Source organism: Streptomyces sp. NPDC058697, assembly GCF_042715345.1.
Classification (GTDB): Bacteria; Actinomycetota; Actinomycetes; order Streptomycetales; family Streptomycetaceae; genus Streptomyces; species Streptomyces liliifuscus.
Genome location: NZ_JBHXSU010000011.1, coordinates 68,589 through 93,556, shown reverse-complemented (window position 1 = coordinate 93,556; position 24,968 = coordinate 68,589). Strand labels below are relative to the sequence as shown.

The following is a 24,968-nucleotide window of genomic DNA, read 5'->3' as shown; positions in this document are numbered from 1 at the left end:
CGGGCCGGACAACGGGAACCGGAGGTGGTGGGTGCGCGGCTCTCAGAGGCACGCACCCACCGTCGTTCACGGGGTGTAGACCGTCGGCCTCGGGGCCGTCGGCATGCCGTTGCCGATGAAGAAGCTCGGGTGTGGGGGCTGGTTGTAGGCGGTGTTCTGCCAGGCGATGCCTGTGCGGTACATCGTGTCGTGGAGGAGGGTGGTGATCTTCGTGGTGGTCTCGTTCGGGGTGGAGTAGACGCGCAGGGCCGTGTTGTCGCTCGTGGCCCAGACGACCTCCTCGCGCCAGTCGCCGAAGAGGTCGCCGGACAGCGCCGGGGTCGCCTTGGTGCCGTTGTTGGAGTGGACCGAGGCGCCGGTCAGCAGGCGGGTCTCGGCGGACGTGCCGTACTTGTCGATGCGGGTGCCGTCGAGGAGTTCGCGCGTGGTGTCCCCGTCCCACCAGGACAGGAAGTTGACGGAGGACGGCTCTCGGCCCTTGGTGGCGCCGGACTTGTCACGGATGGAAGTGTCGGAGGCGGACCACATCTCGGGACCGGCGTTGCCGGCGTAGATGTCTCCGGCCACTCCCCTGCCGTTGTCGCAGCAGGCGGCGAGCTGCCAGCGGACCGCGCCGCTCGCGGGGTTGATGTACAACTCGGCGGGCTGGGACGTGGATTCGGAGACCTTGAAGTACTCCAGGCCGGCCGTTCCCGGGTCGAGGTCGCCCAGGTGCTGGGCGTCGCCGTGCCCGGTCCTCGTGGTCCACAGTCCGTTGCCGTTGTCGTCCACGGCCATCGCCCCGTAGACGATCTCGTCCTTGCCGTCGTTGTCGACGTCCCCGACGGAGAGGCTGTGCGAGCCTTGGCCGTCGAAGCCCTTGCCGGTGTTCGTCGAGGAGTTGGTGTCGAACGTCCAGCGCCGAGTGAACGCCCCGTTGCGCCAGTCCCAGGCCGCGATCACCGAACGCGTGTAGTAGCCGCGGGCCATGATGAGCGAGGGCCGGGCACCGTCCAGATAGGCGGTACCGGCGAGGAACCGGTCCACGCGATTGCCGTACGAGTCGCCCCACGACGAGACCGTGCCACGCGCCGGGACGTAGTCGACGCTCTGCATCGCCCTGCCCGTCTGGCCGTTGAACATGGTCAGGTACTCGGGCCCCGCGAGGACGTATCCGCTGGAGTTGCGGTGGTCGGCGGAGGAGCTGCCGATGACCGCGCCCGTTCCGTCGACCGTGGCGTCGGCGGTCTTCGCGGCCACCTCTGCCTTGCCGTCGCCGTCGTAGTCGTACACCTGGAACTGCGTGTAGTGCGCGCCCGAGCGGATGTTCCGCCCCAGGTCGATGCGCCACAGCCGGGTGCCGTCCAGCTTCACGCCGTCGAGGATCGTGTTGCCGGTGTAGCCGGACTGGGAGTTGTCCTTGGCGTTCGTCGGCTGCCACTTCAGGACGAAGTCGAGCGCTCCGTCGCCGTCGAGATCGCCGACCGAGGCGTCGTTGGCCTCGTAGGTGTACGCGACGCCGTCCGGGGTCGTACCTCCGGCGGGCGGGGTGATGGGCACGTCCTTGTATCCGGTACGGAACTGGATCGCGTGCACCGAGTCGCCCTGCTCGACGCCGCCCACGACCGCGCGGACCGTGTAGTCGGCCTGGGAGGGCGCGCCCGCGTGGAAGTAGTTCGTCGAGCCGGTGACCGGGGTCGGGTTGACCTTCGTACCCGCCCGGTAGACGTTGAAGGACACGTCGTTCGGGTCGGTGCCGAGCCAGCGCCAGCTGACGAGGTTGCCGGCGTCGGTGTGGACGCTGACCACACCCCGGTCCAGCCTCTCGACCTGGCGCGCGGTCGCGGCATGCGCCGGGGTCGCGGTGAGCGAGGTGAGACCTGCGGCGGCGAGGGCGCCGGCGACGACTGTGGTGAGGAGGAGCCTGGTTCTGCTGCTGCGTCTGCGTTGCGGGTGCTGCACGGTGACGTACCTCCCTGGGAGGGGCAGACGGGTTCTGCTACCTCAGTCGCCGCTGGGAGCAAGGGAGTTGCCGCGATTCGGCAAGCGCTCTCTATGTGTTGTCCGTCCGGGATACGTCGTACGTGCGGGACAGGGCGGCGATCGTCCCGGCGATTCGGTCCCGCAACTCGGCCGGTTCCAGCACCTCCACGCCCGCGCCGAGACGGAGGAACTCGCCGTGTGCGTGGTCCACGGACTCGATGGGGACCGCGGCCAGAGTCCAACCATCCGCGTCCATACGGCCGTTGGCCCGTACCGCGTCGCCCGCCGGGCCGGTGAGACGGACGCCCGGGGCGAGCCGCACCACCGCCTCGCCCCGGTGCAGCCGGTCGTGGAAGTCCCGCTGGTACGACGTCCAGTACGCGGCGAGGTCGAAGTCGTCGGGACGGGTGAACTCCTCGCCGGACGCGGCCAGTTCGAGGATCTGGTCGACGCGGAACGTACGCGGCCCCGGGCCCGCGACGACGTACCAGCGGCCCGCCTTGAGGACCAGGCCGTACGGTTCGAGGCGTCGTTCCACGTCGGTGGGCTCGCGCCAGCGGCGGTACAGGATGTTCAGGACGCGGCCGTTCCAGACGGCGTCGGCGACGGCGGGGAGGTACGGGGCTCCCCCGCTGTCGGTGTCGGCATACCAGCCGGGCGCGTCGAGGTGGAAGCGGCCGCTGATGCGGTCGGCGTGCTCGCGCAGCTCGCGTGGGAGGGCGGCACGCACCTTGAGCTGGGCGGCGGCGAGGACCGGGCCGAGGCCCAGCTCGGCGGCGGGTCCGGGCGCGCCCGCGAGGAACAGTGCCTCGGCCTCGCCGGCGGTGAGGCCTGTGAGGCGGGTGCGGTAGCCGTCGAGAAGCCGGTAGCCGCCTTCGTGTCCCGCGTCGCCGTAGAGCGGGATGCCCGCGGCGCTCAGTGCCTCGACGTCCCGGTAGACCGTGCGCACCGAGACCTCCAGCTCCTCGGCGAGGTCGGCGGCGGTCATCCTGCCCCGGGTCTGGAGGAGCAGGAGGATCGAGACGAGGCGGGCTGATTTCACCTCTCCAGAATGTCAGGCTTCACTGACAGAAGGTGTCAGTGAAGCGGGCCTAGCGTCCTCTCATGACCTCCAAGACCCCCGGTACCTCCAAGACCTCCGCGGCCTCCGGCACCCCCCGGAGCTTCACGGAGAAGCTGCTGACCGTGCCGCCGCCCATCGAGGTGGCGGGGCGGCGGATCAAGCGCTACCACGTGACCGCCGACCCGGCGGGGATCGCGCCCGAAGTCCAGGAGGCGGCGTACGCGATGCTGCCGAAGCTGCTGCCGGAGGCGGACAGCACACCGCCCGCGACGTTCGTCGTGCTGCACCGGGGCGCCGACGACGGTGCCTATCTGAACGCGTACAGCTGGGTGTGGGACAACGTCCTGCACTTCAAGGGTGCCTCGGCGGGACAGCCGGTGCTCGGCTGTCCGGACCGCGACCCGACGCACTTCATCACGCCAGACCTGCCGTGGATCGGCTGTGTCTGGGAGCTGCCACCGATCCTGCACGAACGCGACGCCTGGGTGCGGCACATGCTCGCGCCCGACTCACCCGACCTCGACGCCTATATGGCCGACTGCCTGTCAGAGGGCACGACTGGAGACCGTTCATGAGCACGAGCACGCCGCCGCATGACTTCGACTTCTTCGTCGGCGAGTGGGACGTAGCCCACCGCCGCCGCACCGACTTCCTGGACGCCGGGAGCGACTGGGAGGAGTTCCCGGCCACCAACCGCTGCTGGAGCCTGTTCGACGGGGCCGGCAACATCGACGAGATGGACGTGCCCAACCAGGGGTGGAAGGGGCTGACCCTGCGGCTGCGCGACCGGGAGACCGGGCAGTGGTCGCTGAACTGGTCCAGCAGTCGCAGCGGCCGGCTGTTCCCGCCCGTCATCGGCCAATTCACGGACGGGCGGGGCGAGTTCTACGGGGACGATGCGCACGACGGCAAGGACGTACGCGTGCGGTTCGTGTGGTCGGGGATCTCGGCGACCACGGCCCGCTGGGAGCAGGCGTTCTCCGTGGACGGCGAGAAGACGTGGGTGACCAACTGGGTCATGGACTTCACGCGCCGGGACCGGGCGGGCTCGGGGCCGGACCCGGCTTCCTGAACGCCCGCAGCTTGAACTTCGGGTCGGGGCGCGGGACATGCTGGTCCGGGAGCTGCTCCAGGCGTAACGCGAGTTTCTCGGTGAGGGGCGCGCCCGGGGGCAGCAGCGTGTACCAGCCGCGCCGTACGTCGGCGGCGGCCCGTGCCGGAGCCCGGCCCTGGCCGTGGCCGCGGAAGCACGCCCGGCCCGCCGGGATCAGGGCGTGCCGGTCGGCGAAGGACCCCACGAGGTCGTCGCGGTCACGGGCCGCGCGGCGCGGGCGCGGAGCCATCACGGCGTCGATGTCGCTGCGGACGTCGTGCGAGGCGGCCTTGTCGACGGTCGTGACGAAGATGCCGCCGGGCCTGAGCACCCGGGCCGCCTCGGCGACGACACGCTCCGCGTCGTCCAGCAGATGCAGCAGCCAGACGGCCGTGACCGCCCCGAACGAGGCGTCGGGAAAAGGGAGTTGGCGGGTGTCCGCGAGGACCACGCGCCCGGGTACGCGCTCGGCGGCCCGCCGCAGCATGCCGTACGCCGCGTCGACGCCCGCCACGTCGAGACCGGTCGCCGCGAGCCGACGCGTCACGATGCCCGTGCCGCACGCGATGTCGAGGAGGTTGCCCGTGTCCTCGGGGATCAGTCCGAGAACGGCGCTCGCGGCTGCGGCGGCACGGGGTTCGCCGCCGCGGGACACGTCGTACCGCTCGGCTTCCTCGTCGTAGTCGAACACCAGCGGGCTCAATGCGCGCCGTGCCCGGCGGAGAGCTCCTCGACCCGGCGGGCCAGGTCGAAGTCCAGCTCGGTGACGGCTCCGCCCACGCTGTGTGTGTTCACGGTGAGGGACACGGTGTGGTAACCGAGCGTGAGGTCGGAGTGGTGGTCCAGCTCGTCCTGCACCTGGGCGATGTGCACGACCAGCACGGCTGCCGCGAAGTGCGAGCCGAGCCGGTAGGAGCGGGCGATCCGGTCTCCGTCCAGGGACCAGCCTGGCAGCTCCGCGAGCCGGTCCTCGATCTCCTTCTGCGACAGCGGTGCAGGGGGCATGATCGCGCTCCTTCCGTGACGTCCGGATCTCTTCAGCGTGCCACAGTCCGGCCGTCCCGTCCCTGGTCAGGCGCGTCCGGCGCAATGGGCGGGGTAGGCATTCGGCCGCCGGGCCGCTCATCGACTGCCGGGCGGCGGATCGACTACGGTCGGTGCATGACCGCCGCCGCGTCCGCCTCCCCGTCCGCTGCCACGTCCACCGGCGCCTCCGCTGTCACATCCAGCAGCGCGTCCACCACCGCGTCGGCTGCCACGTCCACCGGCACGTCCCCTGGCGCGTCCACTGCCCGCTCCGCCTCGGCGGCCGTCGGTGCCTCCGCGGTCGACCAGGGTGTGGGTCCGCTGCTGCGCGGCTGGCGGGAGCAGCGCCGGGTGAGCCAGCTGGAGCTGGCCCTGCGGGCCGGGTCGTCGGCGCGGCACATCAGCTTCGTCGAGACGGGTCGCTCCCGGCCGAGCGAGGAGATGGTGCTGCGGCTGGCCGAGCACCTGGACGTACCCGTGCGGGACCGCAACGCCCTTCTGCTGGCGGCCGGTTACGCGCCCCGCTACCCCGAGACCCCGCTCGACGATCCGGCGCTGGACGCGTTGCGCGAGGGCGTGGAACGGCTGATCCAGGGCTACGAGCCCTATCCGGCGTTCGTGGTGGACGCGACGTACAACGTGGTCGCCGCCAACCGGGGCATCGCGATGCTGCTCGACACCGTTCCCGAGCACCTCCTCGCCCCTCCGCTGAACGCGATGCGGCTGACGCTGCATCCGGAGGGTCTGGCGCCGAGGATCCGCAATCTGCGGGAGTGGCGCGGCCATCTGCTGGCCCAGATGGAGCGAGACATCGCCCTGCGCCGTTCCGAGTCGCTGCGCGCGCTGTACGAGGAGGTGGCGGCGTATCCGTATCCGTCGGAGGGCTCCTCGGATGGCTCTCCCGGGAGCGGGGGCGAGAACGGGAGCGGCGAGGGGCTCGGGGAGACCGTCCCCTATTTCGCCCTGCCGATGCAGATCGAGCACGACGGTCGGGTGCTGTCCTTCATCTCGTCCATCTCGACGTTCAACACGCCCATGGACGTGACCGTCGCCGAGCTGGCCATCGAGACACTGCTCCCGGCCGACCCCGCGACGGTCAAGTACCTTCAGTCGCTGATGTCCTGAGGTACGGTCAGCGCTCGCAGCGCCACGTACTGCGCCAGCGCGAAGCCCGCAACGACCAGTGCCTGCAAGGGAATCCACACCGCTCCCGCGGTGCTCGGCGACAGCCACACGGCGAGCGCGACGAAACTCAGCACCGCCCAGGCGAGGTTGATCTCGATCACGGCCCGTACCGGGAGGACCGGCGGCTGCCGGCGCGAGGCCAGCCAGGAGACGCCCGCCGCGTACACCGTGAGAACCAGGCCGAGTGCGAGCAGCAGGCCCGGGCGGACATCGAGCAGCCGGCCCAGCGGTCCGGACGCGGCGAGGTAGGCGACGCCGTTCACGCCGGTCACCGCCGCGTCGAGCGCCAGAAAGCGGCGCAGCATGGTCTGCGGCTCGGTGGTGCGGGCCAGGGCGGCGAAGTGGGTTGCGGACATGGCGGATCACCCTCCGTCGAGGTCGTGGCGGAACAGTGGGACCCGGCTTCCGGACCGGAGTGCGCCGCCCCGGAAACCGGTACGCCCACCATGGCGTGCGCCCCGGGTGGCGGTCGATTACCGCTGAGGTAATGACAAGGCTCCGGATCAGGTGAGGGTTGAGCGGGAACATGGCACACTTCTCGCCATGCTCGGCGCTTGGGGAGGCGTGGCGTGAGTGAAAGGCGTCCTGCGCCGACCGTGGGGCAGGTGGTGCTGGGTAGACGGCTGCAGGAGTTGCGCGAGGCGTCCGGTCTGAGACGCGACGAGGCCGCGCGGATCCTGCGGGTCACGGGCGCGACCATCCGCCGCATGGAGATGGCCGAGGTCTCGCTGAAGATCCCGTACGTCCAGGTGCTCCTGTCGACGTACGGCGTGCCCGACGAGGAGATCGCGGCGTTCGTCCGGCTGACCGAGGAGGCGAACCAGCCGGGCTGGTGGCAGCGCTTCCACGACGTCCTGCCGGACTGGTTCAGCATGCATGTCAGCCTGGAGGGCGCGGCCTCGATCATCCGGTCGTACGAGCCGCACTTCGTGCCCGGGCTGTTGCAGACCGAGGACTACGCCCGTGCGGTCCTGGAGGCCGGCACGGTCGGGCAGACCGGGCCCGAGGAGATCGAGCGCCATGTGTCCCTGCGGATGGCCCGGCAGAAGCTGCTGACCGGGGAGAATCCGCCGCACCTCTGGGTGATCATGGAGGAAACGGTCCTGCGGCGGCCGGTCAGTATTCGCTCCGAGGTGATGGCCGAGCAGCTCGACCATCTGCTGGAGGCCGTCGAGAACGACCACATCACGGTGCAGATCGCCGAGTTCGCGTCCGGGCCGCATCCGGGGACGTACGCGCCGTTCGTGCTGTTCCGCTTCGCGGAGCCGGAGCTTCCGGACATGGTGTACACCGAGTATCTGACCGGGGCGCTGTATCTCGACTCCCGCAACGAGGTGGCTGCGCATCTGGAGGTGCTGGACCATATGACGACCGGGGCGGCGGGGGCGCGGCGGACCGCGGAATTGATTCGGGCGCGGCGGGCTGATTTCTAGGGTGTGGCTCGATGTTGTTTGTTGGGTGACGGCCGTCGGTGGTTGAGCGCGCAGTTCCCCGCGCCCCTGGGTGGGTGGGGGTCGCTGTTGATTGTTGGGTGACGGCCGTCGGTGGCTGGGCGCGCAGTTCCCCGCGCCCCTGAGGGGGCTTCGCCCCTCAGAGGCGCCCCTCAGAGGGCCGGTGTCATCAAGTCGGGGTGTCCTTTGTGGTGTTGCCGGGCTTGCCCTCTGTTGGGGGCTTCTCGTCGTCGACGATTTCTGCGTCGACCACGCCCTCCTCGTCGTTCGGTGGGGGCTGTTCGGTGGGGGGCTGGTCCTGCGGGGGTGGCTGCTGGGCGGCCTGGGCGTACATGGCCTGGCCCATCTTCTGGCTGACGGTGGCGAGTTTCTCGACGCCGGTGCGCAGGGTGTTCGTGTCGGTGGCGTCGCCTCGCTCCAGGAGGGCCTTCAGTTCGGTGATCGCGGACTCGACCTCGGTCTTCGTGTCGGCCGGGACGCGTTCCTCGTTCTCCCGGATGAACTTCTCGGTCTGGAACACGAGTTGCTCGGCCTGGTTGCGGGTCTCCGCGGCCTCCCGGCGCCCCCGGTCCTCGTCGGCGTACTGCTCGGCCTCGCGCATCATGCGGTCGATGTCGTCCTTGGGGAGCGCCGAGCCGCCCGTGACGGTCATCTTCTGTTCGCGGCCGGTGGCGAGGTCCTTCGCGGAGACGTGCATGATGCCGTTGGCGTCGATGTCGAAGGCGACCTCGATCTGCGGGACCCCGCGGGGCGAGGGCGGCAGCCCGGTGAGGTCGAAGACGCCCAGCTTCTTGTTGTAGGCGGCGATTTCGCGCTCGCCCTGGAAGACCTGGATGCCGACGGACGGCTGGTTGTCCGTGGCGGTGGTGAAGATCTCCGAACGCCTCGTGGGAATGGTCGTGTTGCGCTCGATGAGCTTCGTCATGATGCCGCCCTTGGTCTCGATGCCCAGGGACAGCGGGGTGACGTCGAGGAGCAGTACGTCCTTCACGTCGCCGCGGATGACGCCAGCCTGGAGGGCCGCGCCGAGGGCCACGACCTCGTCCGGGTTGACGCCCTTGTGCGGGTCCTTGCCGGTGAGTTCCTTCACCAGCTCGGTCACCGCGGGCATCCGGGTGGAGCCGCCGACGAGGATGACGTGGTCGACCGCCGAGAGCTTCACCCCCGCGTCCTTGACCGCCTGGTGGAAGGGGTTCTTGCAGCGGTCGAGCAAGTCGGCGGTGAGCTCCTGGAACTGAGCGCGCGTCAGCTTCTCGTCGAGGTGCAGCGGCCCCTCGGCGGAGGCGGTGATGTAGGGCAGGTTGATGGTCGTCTCGGTGGACGAGGACAGCTCGATCTTGGCCCTCTCCGCGCCCTCGCGCAGCCGCTGGAGCGCCATCTTGTCCTGGCCGAGGTCGATGCCGTACGAGCCCTTGAAGCGTTTGACGAGGTGCTCCACGATCCGGTGGTCCCAGTCGTCGCCGCCCAGCTGGGTGTCGCCGTTGGTGGCCTTGACCTCGATGACGCCGTCGCCGATCTCCAGGAGCGAGACGTCGAAGGTGCCGCCGCCCAGGTCGAAGACGAGGACCGTCTGCTCCTCACCTCGGTCGAGTCCGTACGCGAGGGCCGCCGCCGTCGGTTCGTTGATGATCCGCAGGACCTTGAGGCCCGCGATCTCTCCGGCCTCCTTGGTGGCCTGGCGCTGGGTGTCGTCGAAGTAGGCGGGCACGGTGATCACCGCGTCGGTGACGTCCTCGCCGAGATACGCCTCGGCGTCCCGCTTCAGTTTCTGCAGCACGCGCGCGGACAGTTCCTGCGCACGGTAGCGGGTGCCGTCGACCGTGCCGCTGTCGGGGAACCGCCAACTCGGGTCGCCCATATGGCGTTTGACGGAGCGCGCGGTGCGCTCGACGTTCGTCACGGCCTGCCGTTTGGCGACCTCACCCACCAGGACCTCGTTGTTCTTGGCGAAGGCCACCACCGAGGGGGTGGTGCGCGCGCCCTCGGCGTTGGCGACGACCGTGGGCTCACCCCCTTCCAGAACAGCAACCACCGAGTTGGTGGTACCGAGATCGATCCCGACCGCACGTGCCATGTCCGTCCCCTTCCGCCCGGGCCCTAACGCCTACCATCACAAAACTTGAGTGCCTCCCTGTCAATGGGGCGGGTACCCCGGACAGAACCGGACGATCCCTGCCGACGGCCCTGGACGACGACTCCGGACGACGCTCCGCGGACATACCGATGCCGCGGCCCGAAGCAGTTCGGACCGCGGCATCGGCGCACCCCTAGCGGAGGGCGCGCTTGTCCGCCTTCAGGCTCTGCGTGAGCCGGATGGTGATGAACTCGTTGTTGTCCGCCTTGCCCGGCGTACGGCCGGAGGAGAACGGGAAGTTGTTGTCGTTCAGGACGGCCAGCGTCCGGTTGTCGAGGAGGACCAGGTCCTCGATCGTGGTGAACGGGAAGGTGAAGGTCTCGCCGAAACCGCCGAGGCCCTTCGGGTTCGCGATGTTCATCAGGTCGGCCACGAGGGTCTTGTCCATGACCCCGTCGCCGTTGCGGTCACGCGTGTCCGCGAGGTAGATCCGCTTGAACTTGGCGTCGGCGCCCTGGCCGCCGTCGCGCTCGATGACCAGGAAGCGGGTCCTGTCGACGGCGATGGCGTCACCGATGGCGTTGGCGGGCGACTCCAGGCGGTAGGTGAAGCGCTTCCCGGTGTAGTCCCGCTTCTTCAGGTCGAACTCGCTGAAGCGCAGGTCGCCGGGGGTGTCACCGTTGACCGTGCCTTCGAGGAGCGGGTAGAGGTGCCGGCCGTCCACCGAGCGGACCATGCCCTCGAAGCCCTTGCTGCCACCGATGGTGGGCTGGGCACCGTTCAGGTACGGGTTCTCCGGCGCCTGGACTCCGTCGAGCGAGATCGGGGCTTCGAGAAGCTTGCCGGTCGGCGAGAAGTGCAGCAGGAACGGGCCGAACTCGTCGCCCAGCCAGTACGAGCCGTCGTACGCCCGCACGATGGACTCGACGTCGAAGTCGGCGCCGGTCAGCACCCGGTCGGCCCGGGTGAGCGGGAACGGCACCTTGCGGTACGGGTCGCTGAGGTTGAAGCCGCCCAGAACCTTGACCTTGCCGGTCTTCGTGTCCGGCTTGACGCGGTGCACGCGCAGCAGGAAGTCGGCGCTGTTGGCCTTGCCGCCGTAGCCGTTGTCGGACAGCACGTCGTAGCTGCCGTCGTGGCGGTTGACGGCGCCGCTGAAGCCCTGGACGGGCTGGTCGGCGAACGGGCCGGTGATGCCGTTGAACGGGCCCGCTCCGATGGCCGAGCCGGACGGCTCGCTGTTCGGGACGAACGTCTCGGCGGGAAGCGAGGCGAAACCGGTCAGCTTGGCCTGGCCGAAGGCCGTGGTGGCCTGACCGTGGTCCTTGGAGTCGCGGTCGGCCATGGCGGGCGACGCGAGTCCGACGGTCAGCGCGACAACGCCGGCCGTGATCGAAAGTCTCTTCATGGCCCGCACATTAGGGAGCCCGGGTGAAGGGCGGTCGAACACAGGACGACGCGCACCACGGAGATCCAGTGCGGCATCGCCCTTCGGCTGCCGGGCAAGCTCCTGTCAAGTGAAGCAGCTTGCCCGGCGGCCGATCCGAGTCGCCTCGAACGACCGGTCGCCTCAGCTGACCGGCCAGGCAGAATCGCAGGTCAGGCGAGCTTCGCCGACAGCGTGATCGTCGTGCCGGTCAGCGCCTGGCTGACGGGGCAGTTCTTCTTGGCGTCCTCGGCGGCCGCGACGAAGGCGTCCTCCTCGATGCCCGGCACCGTGCCCTCCACCGTGAGGTGGATGCCCGTGATGCCCTCGCCCGGCTGGAAGGTGACGTCGGCGGAGGTGGTGAGCTTGGTGGCCGGCGTGCCGGCGCCGGCCAGGGCGTGCGAGAACGCCATGGAGAAGCAGCTGGAGTGCGCGGCGGCGATCAGCTCTTCGGGGCTGGTCTTGCCGTTCGCGTCCTGGGAACGCGACGCCCAAGTCACGGGCTGCTCGGGGATGGCGCCGGAGGAGTCGAAGCTGACAACTCCGTTGCCCTCAAGCAGGTTGCCTTCCCAGACGGTGTGTGCGGAGCGCGTGGTTGCCACGATGAATCCCTTTCGATCAGGTCCCGGTTTTGGGGTCCGTAGCACTATCCGATCACACTCGGGCTCACCGCACGCGAAAGACGGGCCCACGTGCGGTGAACGGTAGGGACGAACCCTGCGGGATCAGGTAGGCGTGCTCGCGCCGGACGCGCAGGACGTCGCACCAGCCGTCCGTGATGACCAGGATCGGGGCGCCCGGCGGGAAGTCCTCGGCGCGGTGCAGCAGGTCGATGCCGGGCTGGAGGATGGTGCCGCCCCGACCGTGGACGCGCACCCGGCCCGCGATCTCCGTGACGGGGAGGAAGCCCGCGTCGTACGGGGCCGCGTCGCAGAAGACGACCCGGGCGGCCGGTACGTCACGGGCCTCGGCGTACGAGGCGATGGCGCCCAGTGCCTTGCCGAGCAGGGTGCGGTCCATGGAGCCGGAGGTGTCGAGGACGACGCCGAAGGTGCAGCGGGCGATCTCCTCGGGCGGGAAGTAGCGTCCGGCGCGCGGGATGTCGGGGGTGGCCGCCTGGCGGCGGGCGGGGCGCGCGTAGGTCCGTACGGGCTCGGGGCGGGGCACGAACTCGTCGAACCAGCGGGCGAGTTGGGCGTCCCAGGGCAGCGGCGGGTGGCTGAGCGCGCGGATCTCCTCCACCAGTCCGCCGGGCAGGAAGCCGCGGGCCTGCTGCTGGTGCAGGTCGAGGCCGTTGGCGAGGCCGCGGCGGTAGAACTCGTCGAGGTCCACATAGTCGCGCGGTGAGCCGAGCGGGCCGCCGAGGATGTCGCCGACGCCCTTGCCGCGCAGGGTGGCGAGCCGTCGCATGCGGCGCAGGTCGGTGGCGAGCCGGTCGTAGACCTCCTCGGCGGAGAGGTCCTTCAACTCCTGGTCGTACAGCAGTCCTTCGGGCATCGTGCCGACCTGCATCTCGACCAGCCAGGCGTTGATGACGTAGTCGCAGGCGACGTTGAAGAGGTACGGGTCGCGGCCACCGCAGCGGTCGCCGTGGCGCAGCGCGGCGTGCAGCATCTCGTGCGCGAGGACGAACCGCCATTCCTCGTCGTCGAGTTGGCGCAGTGGGTTGATGTAGATCTCGGCCGCCCCCGTGTCGACCGCGGCGACGGAGATGCCGTGCGCGCGGGCGAGTTCGGCGTCCGCGACGATCGTGATGCCCGCCGCGATGCCGCCGAGGAGGGGGTAGGAGGAGACGAACCAGCTCAGCGCCCGCTCCCAGGGCTGCAGCGGGGTGAGACCGCCGCGCATCGAGTCGCGGCGGCCGCCCGCCATGTCCATCGCGGTGGCCACCGTGCGGGTCAGCGCGTGGGCGAAGGCGAGCTGCCAGTCCGGCGGACGGCCGCCGAGCCAGCTGTCCCAGGGCACCAGGAGCTGGTCGGGCTCGTTGCCCGCCGTGCCGCAGCGCTCGTACATGGGCGGGATGCCGTCGCGGCGCCAGCGCGCGGCGAGCTGCTCCTCGTCGCCGTCGGGGTACGACATCGGCAGGTCCGCCGGAGTCCGGCCGATCGGGAAGCCGAGCAGGAAGCGGTTGACGACGACGCAGCGGGCGGCGACGTCGAACCGGTCCGGCTGCGCGCGCATGCCGGTCGCCGCCGTGACATGGCCGAAGCCGAGATGCAGGGCGCTGTGCGCTACCGCCCAGGCCCACTCGACTGGCTCGGCCCGGCGCTTGGGGTGGACGTGCAGCACGCCGTCGGAGTCGACCCGCACGAGTCCGTCGTCCGGCGCCTCCTCGCAGTCCTCCTGGCGGCAGGTGCTGAACCCGATGGCGGCCAGCGCGCGATTGGCCCGCACGAGCCGCATCCCCTCGGCGAACGCCTCGGCGGCCAGATCCTTCTTCTTGGGCGGCTCCTGATTGCGCGTACGGCTCATCGCGGGGACCCCTTTCGCCCGGCGGACCGACCGGACGCCGGCGTGCGGCGAGACGGCACGGGCCCGGGCTGACGGGACGGACAGGGCGGCCGGGACAGGCGAGACGGGCGGGACGGACTCGCTGCCGCCACCGCGCCGGGCCCGGCGGCCGCCTTCTCGCACGGGGCGCTCCCGCCGCCTCGCGAAGTACCCGCCGTCTCCTTTGCGGCGCTCACCGGCGCGCCTCCACCAGCCGGGGCATGTCGCGGGCCGCCTCCACCAGGAACCAGGCGGGGAGTACGGGGTTGCCGTCCTCGTCCGCGGCGATGACGCTCTGGGCGACCTCGACGGAGATCTCGGCGAGCTGCACGAGCAGGGACTTGGCGCGGTAGGCGGTCTGGCGGCCGCTCGCCGAGGCGTGTTCCTTGCTGGCGGGGAGTTCCTTGACGAGGCGGCCCCGGAAGGACTCCGCGAGGTAGTACAGGAGGTCGCGGTCCTCCAGCCGGTTCGGCCAGCGGGCCTCGCCCTTCATGATGGCCTCGATGCCGAACCGGCTGCGCACGATCTTCACGTAGCCGCAGAAGGCGACCGCGTGCGCGGGCGTCAGTGTGCCGTGCGCGATCACCTTCAGCGTGGGCTCGTCGAGCGCCGGGCCGAAGGAGTGCAGCGCGTCGGAGAGCATGTGCCAGGAGCGGGGCGTCGAGAAGGGCTCCTCGGTCTTCGGCGGCTTGGACCACAGGTGGTCGGGGCGGTCGATGAGGTGGTCGAGCACCCACGGGTGGATGCCGTTCGCCCCCGCCCACACCAGCCAGTCCTTCGGGGACGCCTCAAGGTGTACGTGCGCGAGCCGGTTGACCAGCGCGGACGCGATCGGGCGCGCGAGTGCGTTGTCCGTCGCGCGGTTGCCCGCGCCGATCACGATCGAGCCCGCAGGCAGCTCGTAGTTGCCGATGCGCCGCTCCAGGATCAGCGAGTAGAACGCCTTCTGGACGTCCGGCGTCGCCGCGTTCAGCTCGTCCAGGAACAGGCAGTACGGCTCGTCGCGGGCGATGGCCTCGGGCGGGCAGAAGACCGAGCGGCCGTCGCGGATCTGCGGTACGCCGATCAGGTCCTCCGGCGCCAGCTGCGTACCCAGCAGGCTCACGCACTCCAGTCCCAGCGATTCGGCGAACTCCCTCACCAGGGAGGACTTTCCGATGCCGGGGGCGCCCCAGATGAAGACCGGCCGCACGGTCGCGAGGCCGAGCAGCAGTTCCGGTATACGGGAGGGAGTGACGGTGACGGCTGCCTGCACGCAGTGGCTCCAGGTGGGTGTTCGAGCGGGGCGCGCGTGGTGCGCGATGTCCGATGCGAACAGTGTGTGCGGTTCCTCCCCCGCACCGCAGCCCATTTTCGGGGCCCTTGAGAGGCTCAGAGACCTACGCGACCCGCTGCTCGGGGCCGGTCTCGACGGGGACCTGCGGGCCGTCGCACTCGCGCAGCCAGCGCCGCAGTACGTGGTGCACCTGCTCGGCGCCGACCAGTTCCGCCCCGTCCTCGACGGGCGCGGAGAACGTGAGCGGTGACATCAGGAAGGGCCGTCCCTGCGCTCCCCCGAGGCCGCCGTGCGAGCCGATCTGCTCCTCGAACGCGAGGACTTCGCCCTCCTGGGGGTCGTACCAGGAGTTGATCATGATGTCAGCGGTGTGCGGGAACGCGTGCGTGCGGCGTACGGCGTCGGCGGCGCCCGGGCCGAAGTCGGCGAGCGGGCCCGGGTTGTCGTCCAGTTCGTCCAGGGGGATCTCGGCGCCGTTCGCACCCAGCACGAGGCCGCCGTGCTCCTCGCTGCGCACGAGGAGGAAGCCGACGCCGGGGTGGTTGGCGAGTGTGGTCAGCAGGGCCGGGTGGCGGGCGTCGATCTCCTCGCGGCTCATCCGGTGCGGTACGTCCGGGAAGGACACGAGGCCGAGGTTGCCGGAGGCCAGCACGAGCGGCTCCGAGTGGCGGCTGGAGGGGCGGTACTGCTCGTGGCCCTCCTCGACCGGCCTGCGCAGCGCAGCCCGTACGGCGGACCTGGCCTCGGCGCCGCTGTGGGTGCGGCGGGCCTTGCGGGGCACGGGCAGTCCGCAGCCGGCCCTGACCAGCTCGCCGAGGCCGAGTCCGTAGCGGGTGCGGAAGGTCTCGCCGGGGCTCTGGCCGTGGTCGGACAGCAGGACGATGCGGTACGCGCGCGGGGCGTGCTCGGCGACCTGCGCGATCAGGGCCAGCGAGCGGTCCAGGCGTTGCAGGACCTTCTCCGTGTCGCGGCCGCGCGGGCCCGAGTGGTGCGCCACCTCGTCGTACGCGACCAGGTCCGCGTAGACCGAGGAGCGTCCGGCGAGCATGTCCCCGATCACCGCGGCGACGACGACGTCCCGCTCGATGACGGTCGCGAAGGCCCGGATGAACGGGTAGAGGCCGCCGCGGCCGACCCGCGGGCGCCGCTTCTTGAGGCGTGCCCAGGTGGACTCGCCGATCTCGCGGCCGACCTCGGCGAAGAAGGACATGGCGGTACGGACGGCGTTGGCGGGGTCGGAGAAGTACGCGAAGTAGCCGGCCCGCGAGCGGTTCTCCCGGCCCCTTCTGGCGGCCACGGAGAGCACGAGGGCGAGCTGGTCGGCGCCGCCGCTGAAGAGGTTGCCCCGGCTGGCGCCGTCCATGGTGAGCAGGCCGCCGTCGCCGGTGTGCGCGATGGCGCGGCGCTGGAGTTCGGCGGCGCTGGTGGGGCGGTTGCAGACCATGACCTCCCGGGTGTCCTTCTCGTACCAGCGGAAGGCGGGGATGTCGTGGTTGGAGCCGTGCAGGATGCCCAGCTGGCTGGCGCCGGTCTGGCTCGACCAGTCGGTGCGCCAGGGGGTGAGCCGGTGGGTGGTGCGGGCCCCGTCGCCGTCACCCAGCAGGGCGGCGACGGTGGGCATCAGACCGCGTCCGACCGCCTCCAGGAGTACGTCGTGACCGACGCCGTCGAGCTGGAGGAAGACCACTCCGGGGGTGGACGGGCCCGCGCCCGGCTCCAGCTCGGACCGCCGTCGGTCGGAGAGCCGGTAGAGCCTGCGCCGGTACGCGTCGTCGTCCCGGACGGCGAGGGCACCGCCGGTGGCGGAGGCGACGGCCGACATCACCGCGGCGACCACCACGGCGGTCTCCGGGGCGGCCTCGCTCTCTCCGGACGGGATGATCCGCAGGGCGAGCCACAGGAGCGAGCCGTTGAGGAAGAAGACGAGCAGGCCGAGGACGAGCGCGGGGACGAGGAGCAGGGCCCGGACCAGGAGCGGCCACACGACGGAGGAGAGCACACCGAAGGCCCCGGCGCCGAGTGCGGCCGTGATGGCGATCTGGGTCGCACTGTCGCCGTCGGGGGACTGGATTGTGAAGTCCGGCAGGATCCCGGCCAGCGCCAGCATGGTGACCGTGGACACGGCCCATACGGCAATGCTCCGCCAGAGCGCGCTCACCAGCCTGCGCCACCTCGCGCCGCTCACGCCACGCCCACCTCCACCCCGCTGTCAGACCTGCCCCAACCCTGTCACAAGCACGCAAGCCGTTTCGGCGGCGCACAAGGGCACGACGGTTGCTCACCACGCGCACGCAGGGTGACCGCGGGCCACCGCACGGGGTTGCCTCTGCCCGGCCCGTGCTCGGCAGCGCAGGAGGGGTCAGCGGCCGTCGTAGCCCGCCGTCGGCATCGACAGCCGGCGGTGGACATGGGCCTTCATCTGGGCGTCGTACGCGGGTTCCGCGTGGCCGACCGTCTCGACCCGTACTCCGCGCCGGGCGCACTCGGCGGTGAACTCGTCCACGGAGGCGAGCGCCCGCTCCAGGACTCGGCGGCTCGGCGCCACGAACAGGTCGACGAGGCCCGCCTCGGCGTCCTCCCAGAGCGCGCAGTGGTCGGGCCGCAGCCCCCGTACGAGCAGTTCGCGGGTGACGACATAGCCGCGCTCGGCGGCCCAGCGCGCGCACATGGCGTGCTGGCTGCGCGAGTCCACCAGGAAGGGGTCCGCCTCCAGCTCCTCCAACGGCGTCAGACTCGCGATCGTCGTCACGCGAAGCATGCCGGAGGCACGGCGTGTGTCTCCCATGGCGTCCCCCCTCACCTCCGGGTTTCGTCGCCGACCCTACTCCTGCCCGTACGCTCGGGGGGAGTCGCGCGAAGGAGGCAAAGGAGTGCCGGTGGAGATCACTTGGTGGGGGCACGCCACCTGCACCGTCGAGGACTCGGGCGCGCGCGTGCTCACGGACCCGCTCTTCGCGCGCCGGCTCGCGCATCTGCGCAGGCGCCGGGGCGCGCCGCCCCCGCCCGAGGCGGCCGTGGCAGACGTGGCGCTGGTGTCCCATCTGCACGCCGATCATCTGCACGTCCCGTCGCTGGCGCGGCTCGCCCCGGGCACCCGGCTGCTGGTGCCGAAGGGAGCCCCGCGGGCCGTCCCCGGGCTGCGCGGGCTCGGTCATCTGCAGATCACCGAGATGGCGAGCGGCGACCGTACGCGGGTCGGTGACCTGGTCGTACAGGCCGTTCCGGCGCGGCACGACGGGCGGCGGCTGCCGGTCGGGCCACATCGCGCGCCCGCCCTCGGCTATGTGATCGAGGGCGAGGCACGGACGTACTTCGCCGGGGACACGGGCCTCTTCGAGTCGATGGCCAAGGAGGTCGGACCGGTCGACGTGGCGCTGCTGCCGGTCGGCGGCTGGGGTCCGTATCTGGGCGAGGGACACCTGGACGCCGGGCGGGCGGCCGAGGCGCTGGCCCGTCTGCAGCCGGGGAGCGCGGTGCCGGTGCACTACGGCACGTACTGGCCGATCGGGATGGATGCCGTGCGCCCCCATGAATTCCACGCGCCCGGCGAGGAGTTCGTGCGCCTGGCCGCCGAGCGTGCGCCCGAGGTGGCGGTGCACCTTCTGGACCACGGACAGCGTGTGCGGCCGCGGGTCGCGGGGTACCGGTCATCCCCGAGGGACGCGCCGGCCGGCCGGGGCGACGACGAGCGGGAGGGCGAAGCCCGGTGAGGGATGTGCTCGCCGCCGCGGTCACGACCGTGCCGACCGAGTCCACCCAGCAGGCGCTCGGTTATCCGTCGCTGTTCCTGCTGGTGCTGATCGGGGCGCTGGTGCCCGTCGTGCCGACGGGTGCGCTGGTGAGTTCGGCGGCGGTGGTGGCGTTTCACCAGACCGCGCCGTTCTCGATGGTGCTGGTCTTCGTGGTGGCGGCGTTCGCGGCGTTCCTCGGGGATGTCGCGCTGTACTGGCTCGGGCGTCGTGGCATGAAGTCGAAGAACGGGTCGCGTTGGCTGGCCGCGATACGGGATCGTGCGCCGGAGGACCGGCTGGCGCAGGCGCAGGAGAAGCTCGCCGAGCATGGTGTGGCTGTGCTGGTGTTGTCGCGGCTGGTGCCGGCGGGGCGGATTCCTGTGATGCTGGCCTGCCTGATGGCCAAGTGGCCGTTGCGGAGGTTCGCTCGCGGGGATGTGCCGGCTTGTCTGGCCTGGGCCGCGACGTATCAGCTCATCGGGGTGGCGGGGGGTTCCTTGTTCAAGGAGCCCTGGGAGGGTGTGGTGGCGGTTGTCGTGCTGACCGTTGTGATCAGCGTGGCGCCCGGTCTTTGGCGCCGTATGCGCAGCGCCGCGCAGTAGGTGGGTGCGGGCAGGTCGGTCCGGGGGCTTCTGTCGTGTGTCGGCTGCGGGTTGTGGGTGGCTGGTCGCGCGGTTCCCCGCGCCCCTGAAAGCACCGGTTGCCCGTGCCCTTGGAAGAACCCGGCAAAGGCGCCTCAGTCGAGCACCCTCGAAGCGCCCACCGGCAGGTCCCACAGGTTTTCTCTCGTCAGGCCTGCCTTCTCCCATGCCGTGCGCACCCGGGTCAGGGGTTCAAGGACTGGTTCTGCCGAGAGGACGAAGGTGGCCCAGTGCATGGGGGCCATGCGGTGGGCGCCGAGGTCCTGGGTGGCTCGGACCGCGTCCTCGGGGTCGCAGTGGACGTCGCTCAGCCACCAGCGGGGGTTGTAGGCGCCGATGGGGAGGAGGGCCAGGTCGATACCGGGGTAGCGGGCGCCGATGTGGGAGAACCAGTGGCCGTATCCCGTGTCGCCCGCGAAGTACACGCGCCGGCCGTCGGACGCGGTCAGGACCCAGCCGCCCCACAGGGTGCGGCAGGTGTCGTGGAGGCTGCGCTTGGACCAGTGGTGGGCCGGTACGAAGTCGAAGCGGACTCCGCCCAGTTCGGCCGCCTCCCACCAGTCCAGCTCTGTGACGTGCGAGAAGCGGCGGCGCCTGAACCAGCCTCCTAGCCCGGCCGGGACGAACACCGGGGTGTCGCGCGGGAGTCGGCGCAGCGTCGGGGCGTCCAGGTGGTCGTAGTGGTTGTGGCTGATGACGACCGCGTCGATGCGCGGCAGTGCGCTCCAGGCCACGCCGACGGGCGTGATCCGGGCGGGAGTTCCGAGGATCTTGCGGGACCACACCGGGTCGGTGAGCACGGTGAGCCCGCCGATCCGGACCACCCAACTGGCGTGCCCCGCCCAGGAGACGGCAACGGTGCGCGCGTCCACCCGGGGCAACGGGCCGGGCTCGTACGGAAGTCGGGGAATGTCGGAGAGCCCCTCGGGACCTGGCCGCAGCGCACCCTCGCGGGCGAACCGGGCGAAGCCCCTCAGGCCCGGCAGCGGGGCGGTCAGCCGGTCCGCGAACGAGCGGGGCCAGACGCGGCGTTCGCCGAGCGGACGGGGTTCGGCGAGAGGCAGGGGGTCGGCGGGCGGCCGGCGATCTGCGGGCGGGGTTCCGACGGCGGGTACGGACGCGGGTGAGGTCACGGAGGACAGGGGCGAGAGCGACGCCGAGTCGTCGGCGTCCGTGGTCGTGGTGGTCGTGGTCGACTCGGACTGCTGCGTCATCGAGGGGACTCCCGTCGCCGAGCGTCATCGTCATCGCGGAGCTCGGCGAGTGCCGAGCCCAGCAGACTCAACGCGCGTTCCACATGCGGCAATTCCAGAGGTTCCGGTGACGTGAGAGACGCCATCCGCTCCTCGTGGGTTGTGCCGAGGAACGGGCCGGTGGCCAGGCGTACGCGCAGTGCGCCGAGTTCGTCGCCGAAGCGGTGTCCGCCGGGCACGGGCATGCCGAGTCGGTCGGTGAGGAAGTCCTCCAGTTCCTGGGCGTCGCCGACACCGCGCGCGGTGAGCGCGGAGCGCAGCGGGCCGAGGTCCGCGTACAGATGGCGGCCGGCGCGCGGGGGCCGGGCGAGGGCGCCGACGGCCACGAGGGTGCGGTGCGCGGCGGTGGCCACGCGCGCGTGCAGGCGTACCGACGCGGCGAGGCGCTGCGTGATGTCGTCGGGCTCGCCGAGCGCGTACGCGGCGGCCGAGGCGACCGGGGCCGCGATCCGGGCGTCGAGCGCGGTCAGTACGTCGAGGACGCGGTCGTGCAGCCGGGTGCCGGTGTCGTTGGCGGGGAAGCGGGCGATCGCGGCGGGCCAGCCGGGCGGCAGGAAGGGTCCCGCGAGGTCGGCCAGGACCGTGACGTGCTCCGGCAGCATCTCGGCGGGGCTCAGGAACACGGTGTCGTGCGGTTCGTGCAGGGTGTCGCGCCAGGTCTCGTCGCTGACCACGTGCAGCCCCTCGCCCACGGCCGCCTCGATGGCCTCGTGGACCACCTCGGGCGGCGCGACGGTGGCGGTGGGGTCGTCGGCGACGGACAGGACGAGCAGCCTCGGGTCACCGCCCTCGGCTCGGACGCGGCGCACGGTTTCCAGGAGGGCGTACGGGTCCGGGACGCCTCCGCACTCGGCGGGTGTCCCCACATGGAAGACGGATCTGCCCAACAGGCGTGCCTGCGGCGCCCACCAGGCCGCGCAGGGGCGCGGCACGAGAACGTCGCCGCCGAGCGCGGCGGTCAGCGCGAGGAGCAGTGCGGGGGCGCCGGGCGCCGCGGCCGTTCGGTCGCGGTCGGCGGACAGTCCGCGCCGGGCCCAGTAGGCGAGGGCGGCGTCCAGGAGTGCGGGTCCCCCGCCGGTCGGTTCGGTGTGCGCGCCCGTCGCGGCTGCGGCGAGTCCTGGCGGCACCGGCAGGTCCTGGCCGGGGAGAGGTGGGCCGTAGCGGACGGGGCCGTGGCCTGCCGGATCGGTCCGCCGCATACGTGCCTCCGCGCAGTGATCCGTGGACCGGCCGTCGTTCCGTGGACCGCGCCTGAGTGGATCGCGGATCCGTGGACGCCGGTCCGTGGTCCGTCGTGGTTCCCACGGTGCCTGTCGTGCCCCTGTGCTTCGAGTATCCAAGGCTCTGCGTACCCAGTGGATCGGGTCGCCAACTCAGCCGTTCGAGGAGGACTCCCGGCGGAGCAGTCTGTGGACGGCGGCGCCGGCCGCTCCCGCGATGAGGACACCGCCCGTGACCAGGGCGAGGGTGGAGTCGGTGAAGGTGCCGCCCTCGCCCGCCTGCACCCCGTGCCGGACCGGGCCTCCGCCGTCACGGGAGTCTTCGAGACGGGTTTCGTCGTGGGAGTCCTCTCGGGAGGCGTCACGGGAACCGTCGCGGGAGGCATCGCCCGAGCCCTCGCGGGACTCGTCGCGGGAGCCGTCGCGGGACGCCGTGAAGGACGCGCTCCACTGCTTTCCCTGGCCACCGGGTGCGGCCGGGCAGGTGCCGTCGACGCTCCAGTCGGAGCCCTTGCCGGCCGCGTCGCCCTTGCCGGCCGCACCGTCCTTGTCGACCGGGTCGGGCCCGCCCCCCTCCAAGTTCGCGGCGGGCACGATACGGGCGGTGCCGCTGTAGGCAGGGCCGCCCGCGGCGTCCTCCTCGCCCGCGGCCTTGTGCAGCTGGACGGTGCCGTGCTCGAAGGCCTTCGAGGTGGCGTCGATGGTCTCGGGCGCCGGCCCGCCCGTCGGTTCGCAGGACACGGAGACGGTGACCGTCCCGCCGGGGGCGACGGTGCGGGGGCTGACCTCCGCCCCCGGGTTCTCGGCGGCCGCCGCGGTGGTGGTGCCCAGGGCGACGGCGGTGAGGGCGGTGGCGGACAGGGCGCGGACGGTACGGCGCATGCGCATGGGCTCGGGCTCCTTCGGCCGGCGGCTGGGGACCCCCACGCCCGTGGACGGCGGCGGAGGCGGGGCACGACCGACATGCCCCGCAGCCCATCAGAGCCCGGCCGCCGCCCGGGCGCGCGCGGCCGGACACCATTCGTGCCACGCGGACGCCCGAGCGGGTGACACGTCACGGTCGCCGCACGGGCGCCGCACGGACGCCGTACCGGTTCGGCTCGACGTCAGTTCGACAGGGAGACCAGCTCCTGTTCCAGGCCGCGGCCCCGTGAGTCCACGAGGGCCGAGGCGACCTCGGACAGTTTGCGGTTGGTGCCCTGCGAGATGCGGCGCAGGACCTTGAAGGCCGCGTCCGCGTCGCAGGCCAGCACATGCATGACGATGCCGCACGCCTGGTCGACGACGGGGCGGGTGCGCATCGCGGCGCCGAGCTGGTCGAGCTCGGTGAGCGCGGCGCGGTAGGAGCGGTCACGGACGAGAGCGGTCGCGGCGAGATCACCGAGGGCCCGGGCGGGTCCGTGCGGGGCATCCTCCAGGCCGCCCGCACGGAAGCTGTAGAGGCTGAGGGTGACCGTCAGGCCCGCCCGGCGAAAGGGAAGGGTGACGCTGGAGCGCACGCCCGAGTCGAGCGCCATCGCCCGGTACTGCGGCCAGCGCTCCTCACGCAGCAGGTCGCCCGACTCGACGGGCTCACCGCGCTCCAGCGCGGCGGGGATCGGGCCCTCGCCTGAACGGAGCTGCATCGCGACGAGCGCGGCAAGGTCCGGGTGCGTCACCGCGGCCGGCCTCTCCGTGCCGCCGTCGGAGACCGTGGTGCCCGCGCCGCAGCAGTCGGTGGTGCAGCGGACGGCCTGCTCGGCGAGTTCCGACAGCCGACGGCCCGGAAGTGCAGATTCCGGGGATGCCGTCCCGCGGTGGCCGAGATGTTCCGTATCCGGCATGTTTCGCACCTCCTCTTTCCCCCGCCTTCCCGCTCACCTGCGGAGAAAACGATGTCGGGGCGTTCCACCCCGGCCTCCCCGGGCGCGCTCGTGACGAGCTACGTTCATGGCATGGCGCAGACGGAAGAATTCGGTGAGGAACTTGCGGATTTCGTGCGCCGTGTCGCGGAGTTGAAGGCGGCACGGTCCGTGCCCCGTGACGACCTGCCCACCGTGCTGGACACGGCGATCTTCGAACTCGACCATGTGGCCGACCAGTTGTGGCCTTGGTACGAGCGCCTGACGGCAACCGGCACGGCGACCATGTCCTCCGCCGACCGTCAGGAACAGCAGTTGCTGAAGGGGATCTTCCAACGGCTGCCGCTGCCCGTCGCGCTGATCGACCGCGAGACGGTGGTCCGCAGGCTGAACTTCGCGGGAACCAACTTCACGGGTGTCAGGGCGGGTTACGCGACGGGCCGCCCGCTCTCCGGCTTCCTCGCGCACCCGGACCGGGCCGCGTTCCGCTCGCAGACCGCGGCGGTGGCACGCGGTGACGGCGACCGCAGTCTCACGGTCCATCTCCAGCAGCGCCCCGCCGTTCCCGTGCACGCGACACTCACCGCGCTGCGGCCGAGCGGCGAGCCGCGTACCGCCGTACTCGTGGTGCTCCAGTCCGCCGGAGCAAGGACACCGTCGGCCGAGAGCGGCCCCGGCCCCGTGCCGGACCTCGGCGAGACGACACGGCACGCGACGCTGATGGACCTGCTGGACGCGATGACCACGGCCCTGCTGAGCGAGCCCGCCAGGACCCGGGCCGCGGTGCTGGAGCGGGCGGCCCGGGTCCTGCACGGACGGTTCGCGGACTGGGTGGTGGCAGACGAGGGGGCCGCACGGCTGTGCCGTACGACCGTCCTCGGACCGGCGGACCAGCAGGACGTACGGGCCGAGGACCTGGAAGCACAGAACCCTGCCGCGTGCCCCCTCGTCGTCGAGGCGGCGCGCGGCGGTTCCACGGCCCTCCAGGTACGCCCTGAGGACCCGGACGCCTTCGGCCGCGACGCCTCCGGCGCCCCCGTCCTGGTCCGCGCGAACGTCACATCCCTCCTCTGCGTCCCCCTCACCCTCGACGGCGCGGTCCAGGGCGTCCTCACCCTCTTCCGCACCGGCCCCCGCCGAGCCTTCTCCATGGCAGAGGCCCAGGCAATGGACATGATGTCCCGTCACATAGCCCTGGCACTCAGCAACTTGGACCGAAGGTAACGAGGCCCACAA

The 24,968-nt window shown here is 71.5% G+C and carries 22 protein-coding genes and 1 pseudogene; 7 read left to right on the top strand and 16 right to left on the bottom strand.

Annotated elements, in window-relative coordinates; translation table 11 throughout:
- Positions 1 to 66: 66 nt before the first annotated feature.
- Together ACFWXQ_RS25550 and ACFWXQ_RS25545 are read right to left on the bottom strand one after the other, a co-directional pair.
- On the bottom strand, positions 67 to 1,941 hold the full coding sequence (locus tag ACFWXQ_RS25550) for a rhamnogalacturonan lyase (protein WP_383953122.1): 1,875 nt from the start codon (positions 1,939 to 1,941) through the stop codon (positions 67 to 69).
- A 91-nt stretch (positions 1,942 to 2,032) separates the two neighbouring features.
- Positions 2,033 to 3,004 (bottom strand): helix-turn-helix transcriptional regulator, encoded by a 972-nt coding sequence (locus ACFWXQ_RS25545; protein ID WP_383953120.1) that lies wholly within the window; start codon positions 3,002 to 3,004, stop codon positions 2,033 to 2,035.
- A gap of 62 nt (positions 3,005 to 3,066) precedes the next feature.
- Here ACFWXQ_RS25545 and ACFWXQ_RS25540 point away from each other — a divergent pair, with 62 nt between their 5' ends.
- Both ACFWXQ_RS25540 and ACFWXQ_RS25535 read left to right on the top strand, forming a co-directional pair.
- A complete protein-coding gene (locus tag ACFWXQ_RS25540) occupies positions 3,067 to 3,600 on the top strand; it encodes a hypothetical protein (protein ID WP_383953118.1) in 534 nt (177 codons plus the stop codon).
- Entirely contained in the window at positions 3,597 to 4,097 is a 501-nt protein-coding gene (locus ACFWXQ_RS25535) for a hypothetical protein (RefSeq protein ID WP_383953116.1), read from the top strand. Before ACFWXQ_RS25540 ends, ACFWXQ_RS25535 begins: the two co-directional genes overlap by 4 nt.
- On the opposite strand, the gene ACFWXQ_RS25530 is transcribed toward ACFWXQ_RS25535, so the two are convergent.
- Complete coding sequence (locus tag ACFWXQ_RS25530; RefSeq protein ID WP_386269235.1) at positions 4,051 to 4,809, bottom strand: class I SAM-dependent methyltransferase; 759 nt, start codon at positions 4,807 to 4,809, stop codon at positions 4,051 to 4,053. The two genes, ACFWXQ_RS25535 and ACFWXQ_RS25530, sit on opposite strands and share 47 nt — an antisense overlap.
- An 8-nt stretch (positions 4,810 to 4,817) precedes the next feature.
- Complete coding sequence (locus ACFWXQ_RS25525) at positions 4,818 to 5,123, bottom strand: 4a-hydroxytetrahydrobiopterin dehydratase (RefSeq protein WP_383951694.1); 306 nt, start codon at positions 5,121 to 5,123, stop codon at positions 4,818 to 4,820.
- Positions 5,124 to 5,279: 156 nt separating this feature from the next.
- Between ACFWXQ_RS25525 and ACFWXQ_RS25520 the strand changes: the two genes are divergently transcribed.
- Positions 5,280 to 6,269 (top strand): helix-turn-helix domain-containing protein, encoded by a 990-nt coding sequence (locus ACFWXQ_RS25520; protein WP_383951698.1) that lies wholly within the window; start codon positions 5,280 to 5,282, stop codon positions 6,267 to 6,269.
- Here the strand turns inward: ACFWXQ_RS25520 and ACFWXQ_RS25515 are convergent.
- Positions 6,251 to 6,685: a hypothetical protein gene (locus ACFWXQ_RS25515; RefSeq protein WP_383951701.1), complete on the bottom strand. Its 435-nt coding sequence runs from the start codon at positions 6,683 to 6,685 to the stop codon at positions 6,251 to 6,253. The two genes, ACFWXQ_RS25520 and ACFWXQ_RS25515, sit on opposite strands and share 19 nt — an antisense overlap.
- A 213-nt stretch (positions 6,686 to 6,898) precedes the next feature.
- On the opposite strand from ACFWXQ_RS25515, the gene ACFWXQ_RS25510 reads away from it, so the two are divergent.
- The gene (locus tag ACFWXQ_RS25510) at positions 6,899 to 7,762 is read left to right on the top strand and encodes a helix-turn-helix domain-containing protein (protein ID WP_383951703.1); all 864 of its coding nucleotides are present in this window, start codon (positions 6,899 to 6,901) and stop codon (positions 7,760 to 7,762) included.
- A gap of 187 nt (positions 7,763 to 7,949) precedes the next feature.
- On the opposite strand, the gene dnaK is transcribed toward ACFWXQ_RS25510, so the two are convergent.
- From dnaK to ACFWXQ_RS25475, 7 genes are all read right to left on the bottom strand, one after another.
- Complete coding sequence (dnaK, locus tag ACFWXQ_RS25505; protein ID WP_383951706.1) at positions 7,950 to 9,854, bottom strand: molecular chaperone DnaK; 1,905 nt, start codon at positions 9,852 to 9,854, stop codon at positions 7,950 to 7,952.
- Positions 9,855 to 10,047: 193 nt separating this feature from the next.
- Positions 10,048 to 11,262 carry an esterase-like activity of phytase family protein gene (locus ACFWXQ_RS25500; RefSeq protein WP_383951710.1) on the bottom strand — a complete coding sequence of 405 codons (1,215 nt, stop codon included), beginning with the start codon at positions 11,260 to 11,262 and terminating at the stop codon, positions 10,048 to 10,050.
- 191 nt (positions 11,263 to 11,453) lie between these two features.
- Positions 11,454 to 11,882 carry an OsmC family protein gene (locus ACFWXQ_RS25495; RefSeq protein ID WP_359721382.1) on the bottom strand — a complete coding sequence of 143 codons (429 nt, stop codon included), beginning with the start codon at positions 11,880 to 11,882 and terminating at the stop codon, positions 11,454 to 11,456.
- A gap of 64 nt (positions 11,883 to 11,946) precedes the next feature.
- Entirely contained in the window at positions 11,947 to 13,752 is a 1,806-nt protein-coding gene (locus ACFWXQ_RS25490; protein WP_383951714.1) for a hypothetical protein, read from the bottom strand.
- Positions 13,753 to 13,963: 211 nt separating this feature from the next.
- A complete protein-coding gene (locus ACFWXQ_RS25485; protein ID WP_383951717.1) occupies positions 13,964 to 15,025 on the bottom strand; it encodes an ATP-binding protein in 1,062 nt (353 codons plus the stop codon).
- A gap of 124 nt (positions 15,026 to 15,149) precedes the next feature.
- Positions 15,150 to 17,231: a phage holin family protein gene (locus tag ACFWXQ_RS25480; protein WP_383951720.1), complete on the bottom strand. Its 2,082-nt coding sequence runs from the start codon at positions 17,229 to 17,231 to the stop codon at positions 15,150 to 15,152.
- Between the two features lie 174 nt (positions 17,232 to 17,405).
- A complete protein-coding gene (locus ACFWXQ_RS25475) occupies positions 17,406 to 17,831 on the bottom strand; it encodes a hypothetical protein (protein ID WP_383951723.1) in 426 nt (141 codons plus the stop codon).
- Between the two features lie 85 nt (positions 17,832 to 17,916).
- On the opposite strand from ACFWXQ_RS25475, the pseudogene ACFWXQ_RS25470 reads away from it, so the two are divergent.
- Together ACFWXQ_RS25470 and ACFWXQ_RS25465 are read left to right on the top strand one after the other, a co-directional pair.
- Positions 17,917 to 18,684: pseudogene (locus tag ACFWXQ_RS25470) on the top strand (MBL fold metallo-hydrolase); the annotation flags it as partial.
- A gap of 68 nt (positions 18,685 to 18,752) precedes the next feature.
- Positions 18,753 to 19,379 carry a DedA family protein gene (locus ACFWXQ_RS25465; protein WP_383951726.1) on the top strand — a complete coding sequence of 209 codons (627 nt, stop codon included), beginning with the start codon at positions 18,753 to 18,755 and terminating at the stop codon, positions 19,377 to 19,379.
- A 134-nt stretch (positions 19,380 to 19,513) separates the two neighbouring features.
- Here ACFWXQ_RS25465 and ACFWXQ_RS25460 read toward each other — a convergent pair whose 3' ends face one another.
- The 4 genes from ACFWXQ_RS25460 to ACFWXQ_RS25445 form a co-directional block, all read right to left on the bottom strand.
- A complete protein-coding gene (locus ACFWXQ_RS25460) occupies positions 19,514 to 20,632 on the bottom strand; it encodes an MBL fold metallo-hydrolase (protein WP_383951729.1) in 1,119 nt (372 codons plus the stop codon).
- Positions 20,629 to 21,870, bottom strand: coding sequence for an aminotransferase class I/II-fold pyridoxal phosphate-dependent enzyme (locus ACFWXQ_RS25455; protein ID WP_383951731.1), 1,242 nt, complete (start codon positions 21,868 to 21,870; stop codon positions 20,629 to 20,631). Before ACFWXQ_RS25455 ends, ACFWXQ_RS25460 begins: the two co-directional genes overlap by 4 nt.
- Before the next feature lie 174 nt (positions 21,871 to 22,044).
- The gene (locus tag ACFWXQ_RS25450; RefSeq protein WP_384088271.1) at positions 22,045 to 22,779 is read right to left on the bottom strand and encodes a hypothetical protein; all 735 of its coding nucleotides are present in this window, start codon (positions 22,777 to 22,779) and stop codon (positions 22,045 to 22,047) included.
- Between the two features lie 218 nt (positions 22,780 to 22,997).
- Positions 22,998 to 23,714, bottom strand: coding sequence for an ANTAR domain-containing response regulator (locus ACFWXQ_RS25445; RefSeq protein ID WP_383951386.1), 717 nt, complete (start codon positions 23,712 to 23,714; stop codon positions 22,998 to 23,000).
- Positions 23,715 to 23,825: 111 nt separating this feature from the next.
- Here ACFWXQ_RS25445 and ACFWXQ_RS25440 point away from each other — a divergent pair, with 111 nt between their 5' ends.
- The gene (locus ACFWXQ_RS25440; RefSeq protein WP_383951383.1) at positions 23,826 to 24,956 is read left to right on the top strand and encodes a GAF domain-containing protein; all 1,131 of its coding nucleotides are present in this window, start codon (positions 23,826 to 23,828) and stop codon (positions 24,954 to 24,956) included.
- The last annotated feature ends 12 nt before the right edge of the window (positions 24,957 to 24,968 follow it).

Coding starts and splice junctions, on each gene's coding strand:
- ACFWXQ_RS25540 (WP_383953118.1), top strand. CDS start 3,067: ATGACCTCCAAGACCCCCGGTACCTCCAAGACCTCCGCGGCCTCCGGC.
- ACFWXQ_RS25535 (WP_383953116.1), top strand. CDS start 3,597: ATGAGCACGAGCACGCCGCCGCATGACTTCGACTTCTTCGTCGGCGAG.
- ACFWXQ_RS25525 (WP_383951694.1), bottom strand. CDS start 5,123: ATGCCCCCTGCACCGCTGTCGCAGAAGGAGATCGAGGACCGGCTCGCG.
- ACFWXQ_RS25520 (WP_383951698.1), top strand. CDS start 5,280: ATGACCGCCGCCGCGTCCGCCTCCCCGTCCGCTGCCACGTCCACCGGC.
- ACFWXQ_RS25515 (WP_383951701.1), bottom strand. CDS start 6,685: ATGTCCGCAACCCACTTCGCCGCCCTGGCCCGCACCACCGAGCCGCAG.
- dnaK (WP_383951706.1), bottom strand. CDS start 9,854: ATGGCACGTGCGGTCGGGATCGATCTCGGTACCACCAACTCGGTGGTT.
- ACFWXQ_RS25500 (WP_383951710.1), bottom strand. CDS start 11,262: ATGAAGAGACTTTCGATCACGGCCGGCGTTGTCGCGCTGACCGTCGGA.
- ACFWXQ_RS25490 (WP_383951714.1), bottom strand. CDS start 13,752: ATGAGCCGTACGCGCAATCAGGAGCCGCCCAAGAAGAAGGATCTGGCC.
- ACFWXQ_RS25475 (WP_383951723.1), bottom strand. CDS start 17,831: ATGGGAGACACACGCCGTGCCTCCGGCATGCTTCGCGTGACGACGATC.
- ACFWXQ_RS25460 (WP_383951729.1), bottom strand. CDS start 20,632: ATGACGCAGCAGTCCGAGTCGACCACGACCACCACGACCACGGACGCC.
- ACFWXQ_RS25455 (WP_383951731.1), bottom strand. CDS start 21,870: ATGCGGCGGACCGATCCGGCAGGCCACGGCCCCGTCCGCTACGGCCCA.
- ACFWXQ_RS25450 (WP_384088271.1), bottom strand. CDS start 22,779: ATGCGCATGCGCCGTACCGTCCGCGCCCTGTCCGCCACCGCCCTCACC.
- ACFWXQ_RS25445 (WP_383951386.1), bottom strand. CDS start 23,714: ATGCCGGATACGGAACATCTCGGCCACCGCGGGACGGCATCCCCGGAA.
- ACFWXQ_RS25440 (WP_383951383.1), top strand. CDS start 23,826: ATGGCGCAGACGGAAGAATTCGGTGAGGAACTTGCGGATTTCGTGCGC.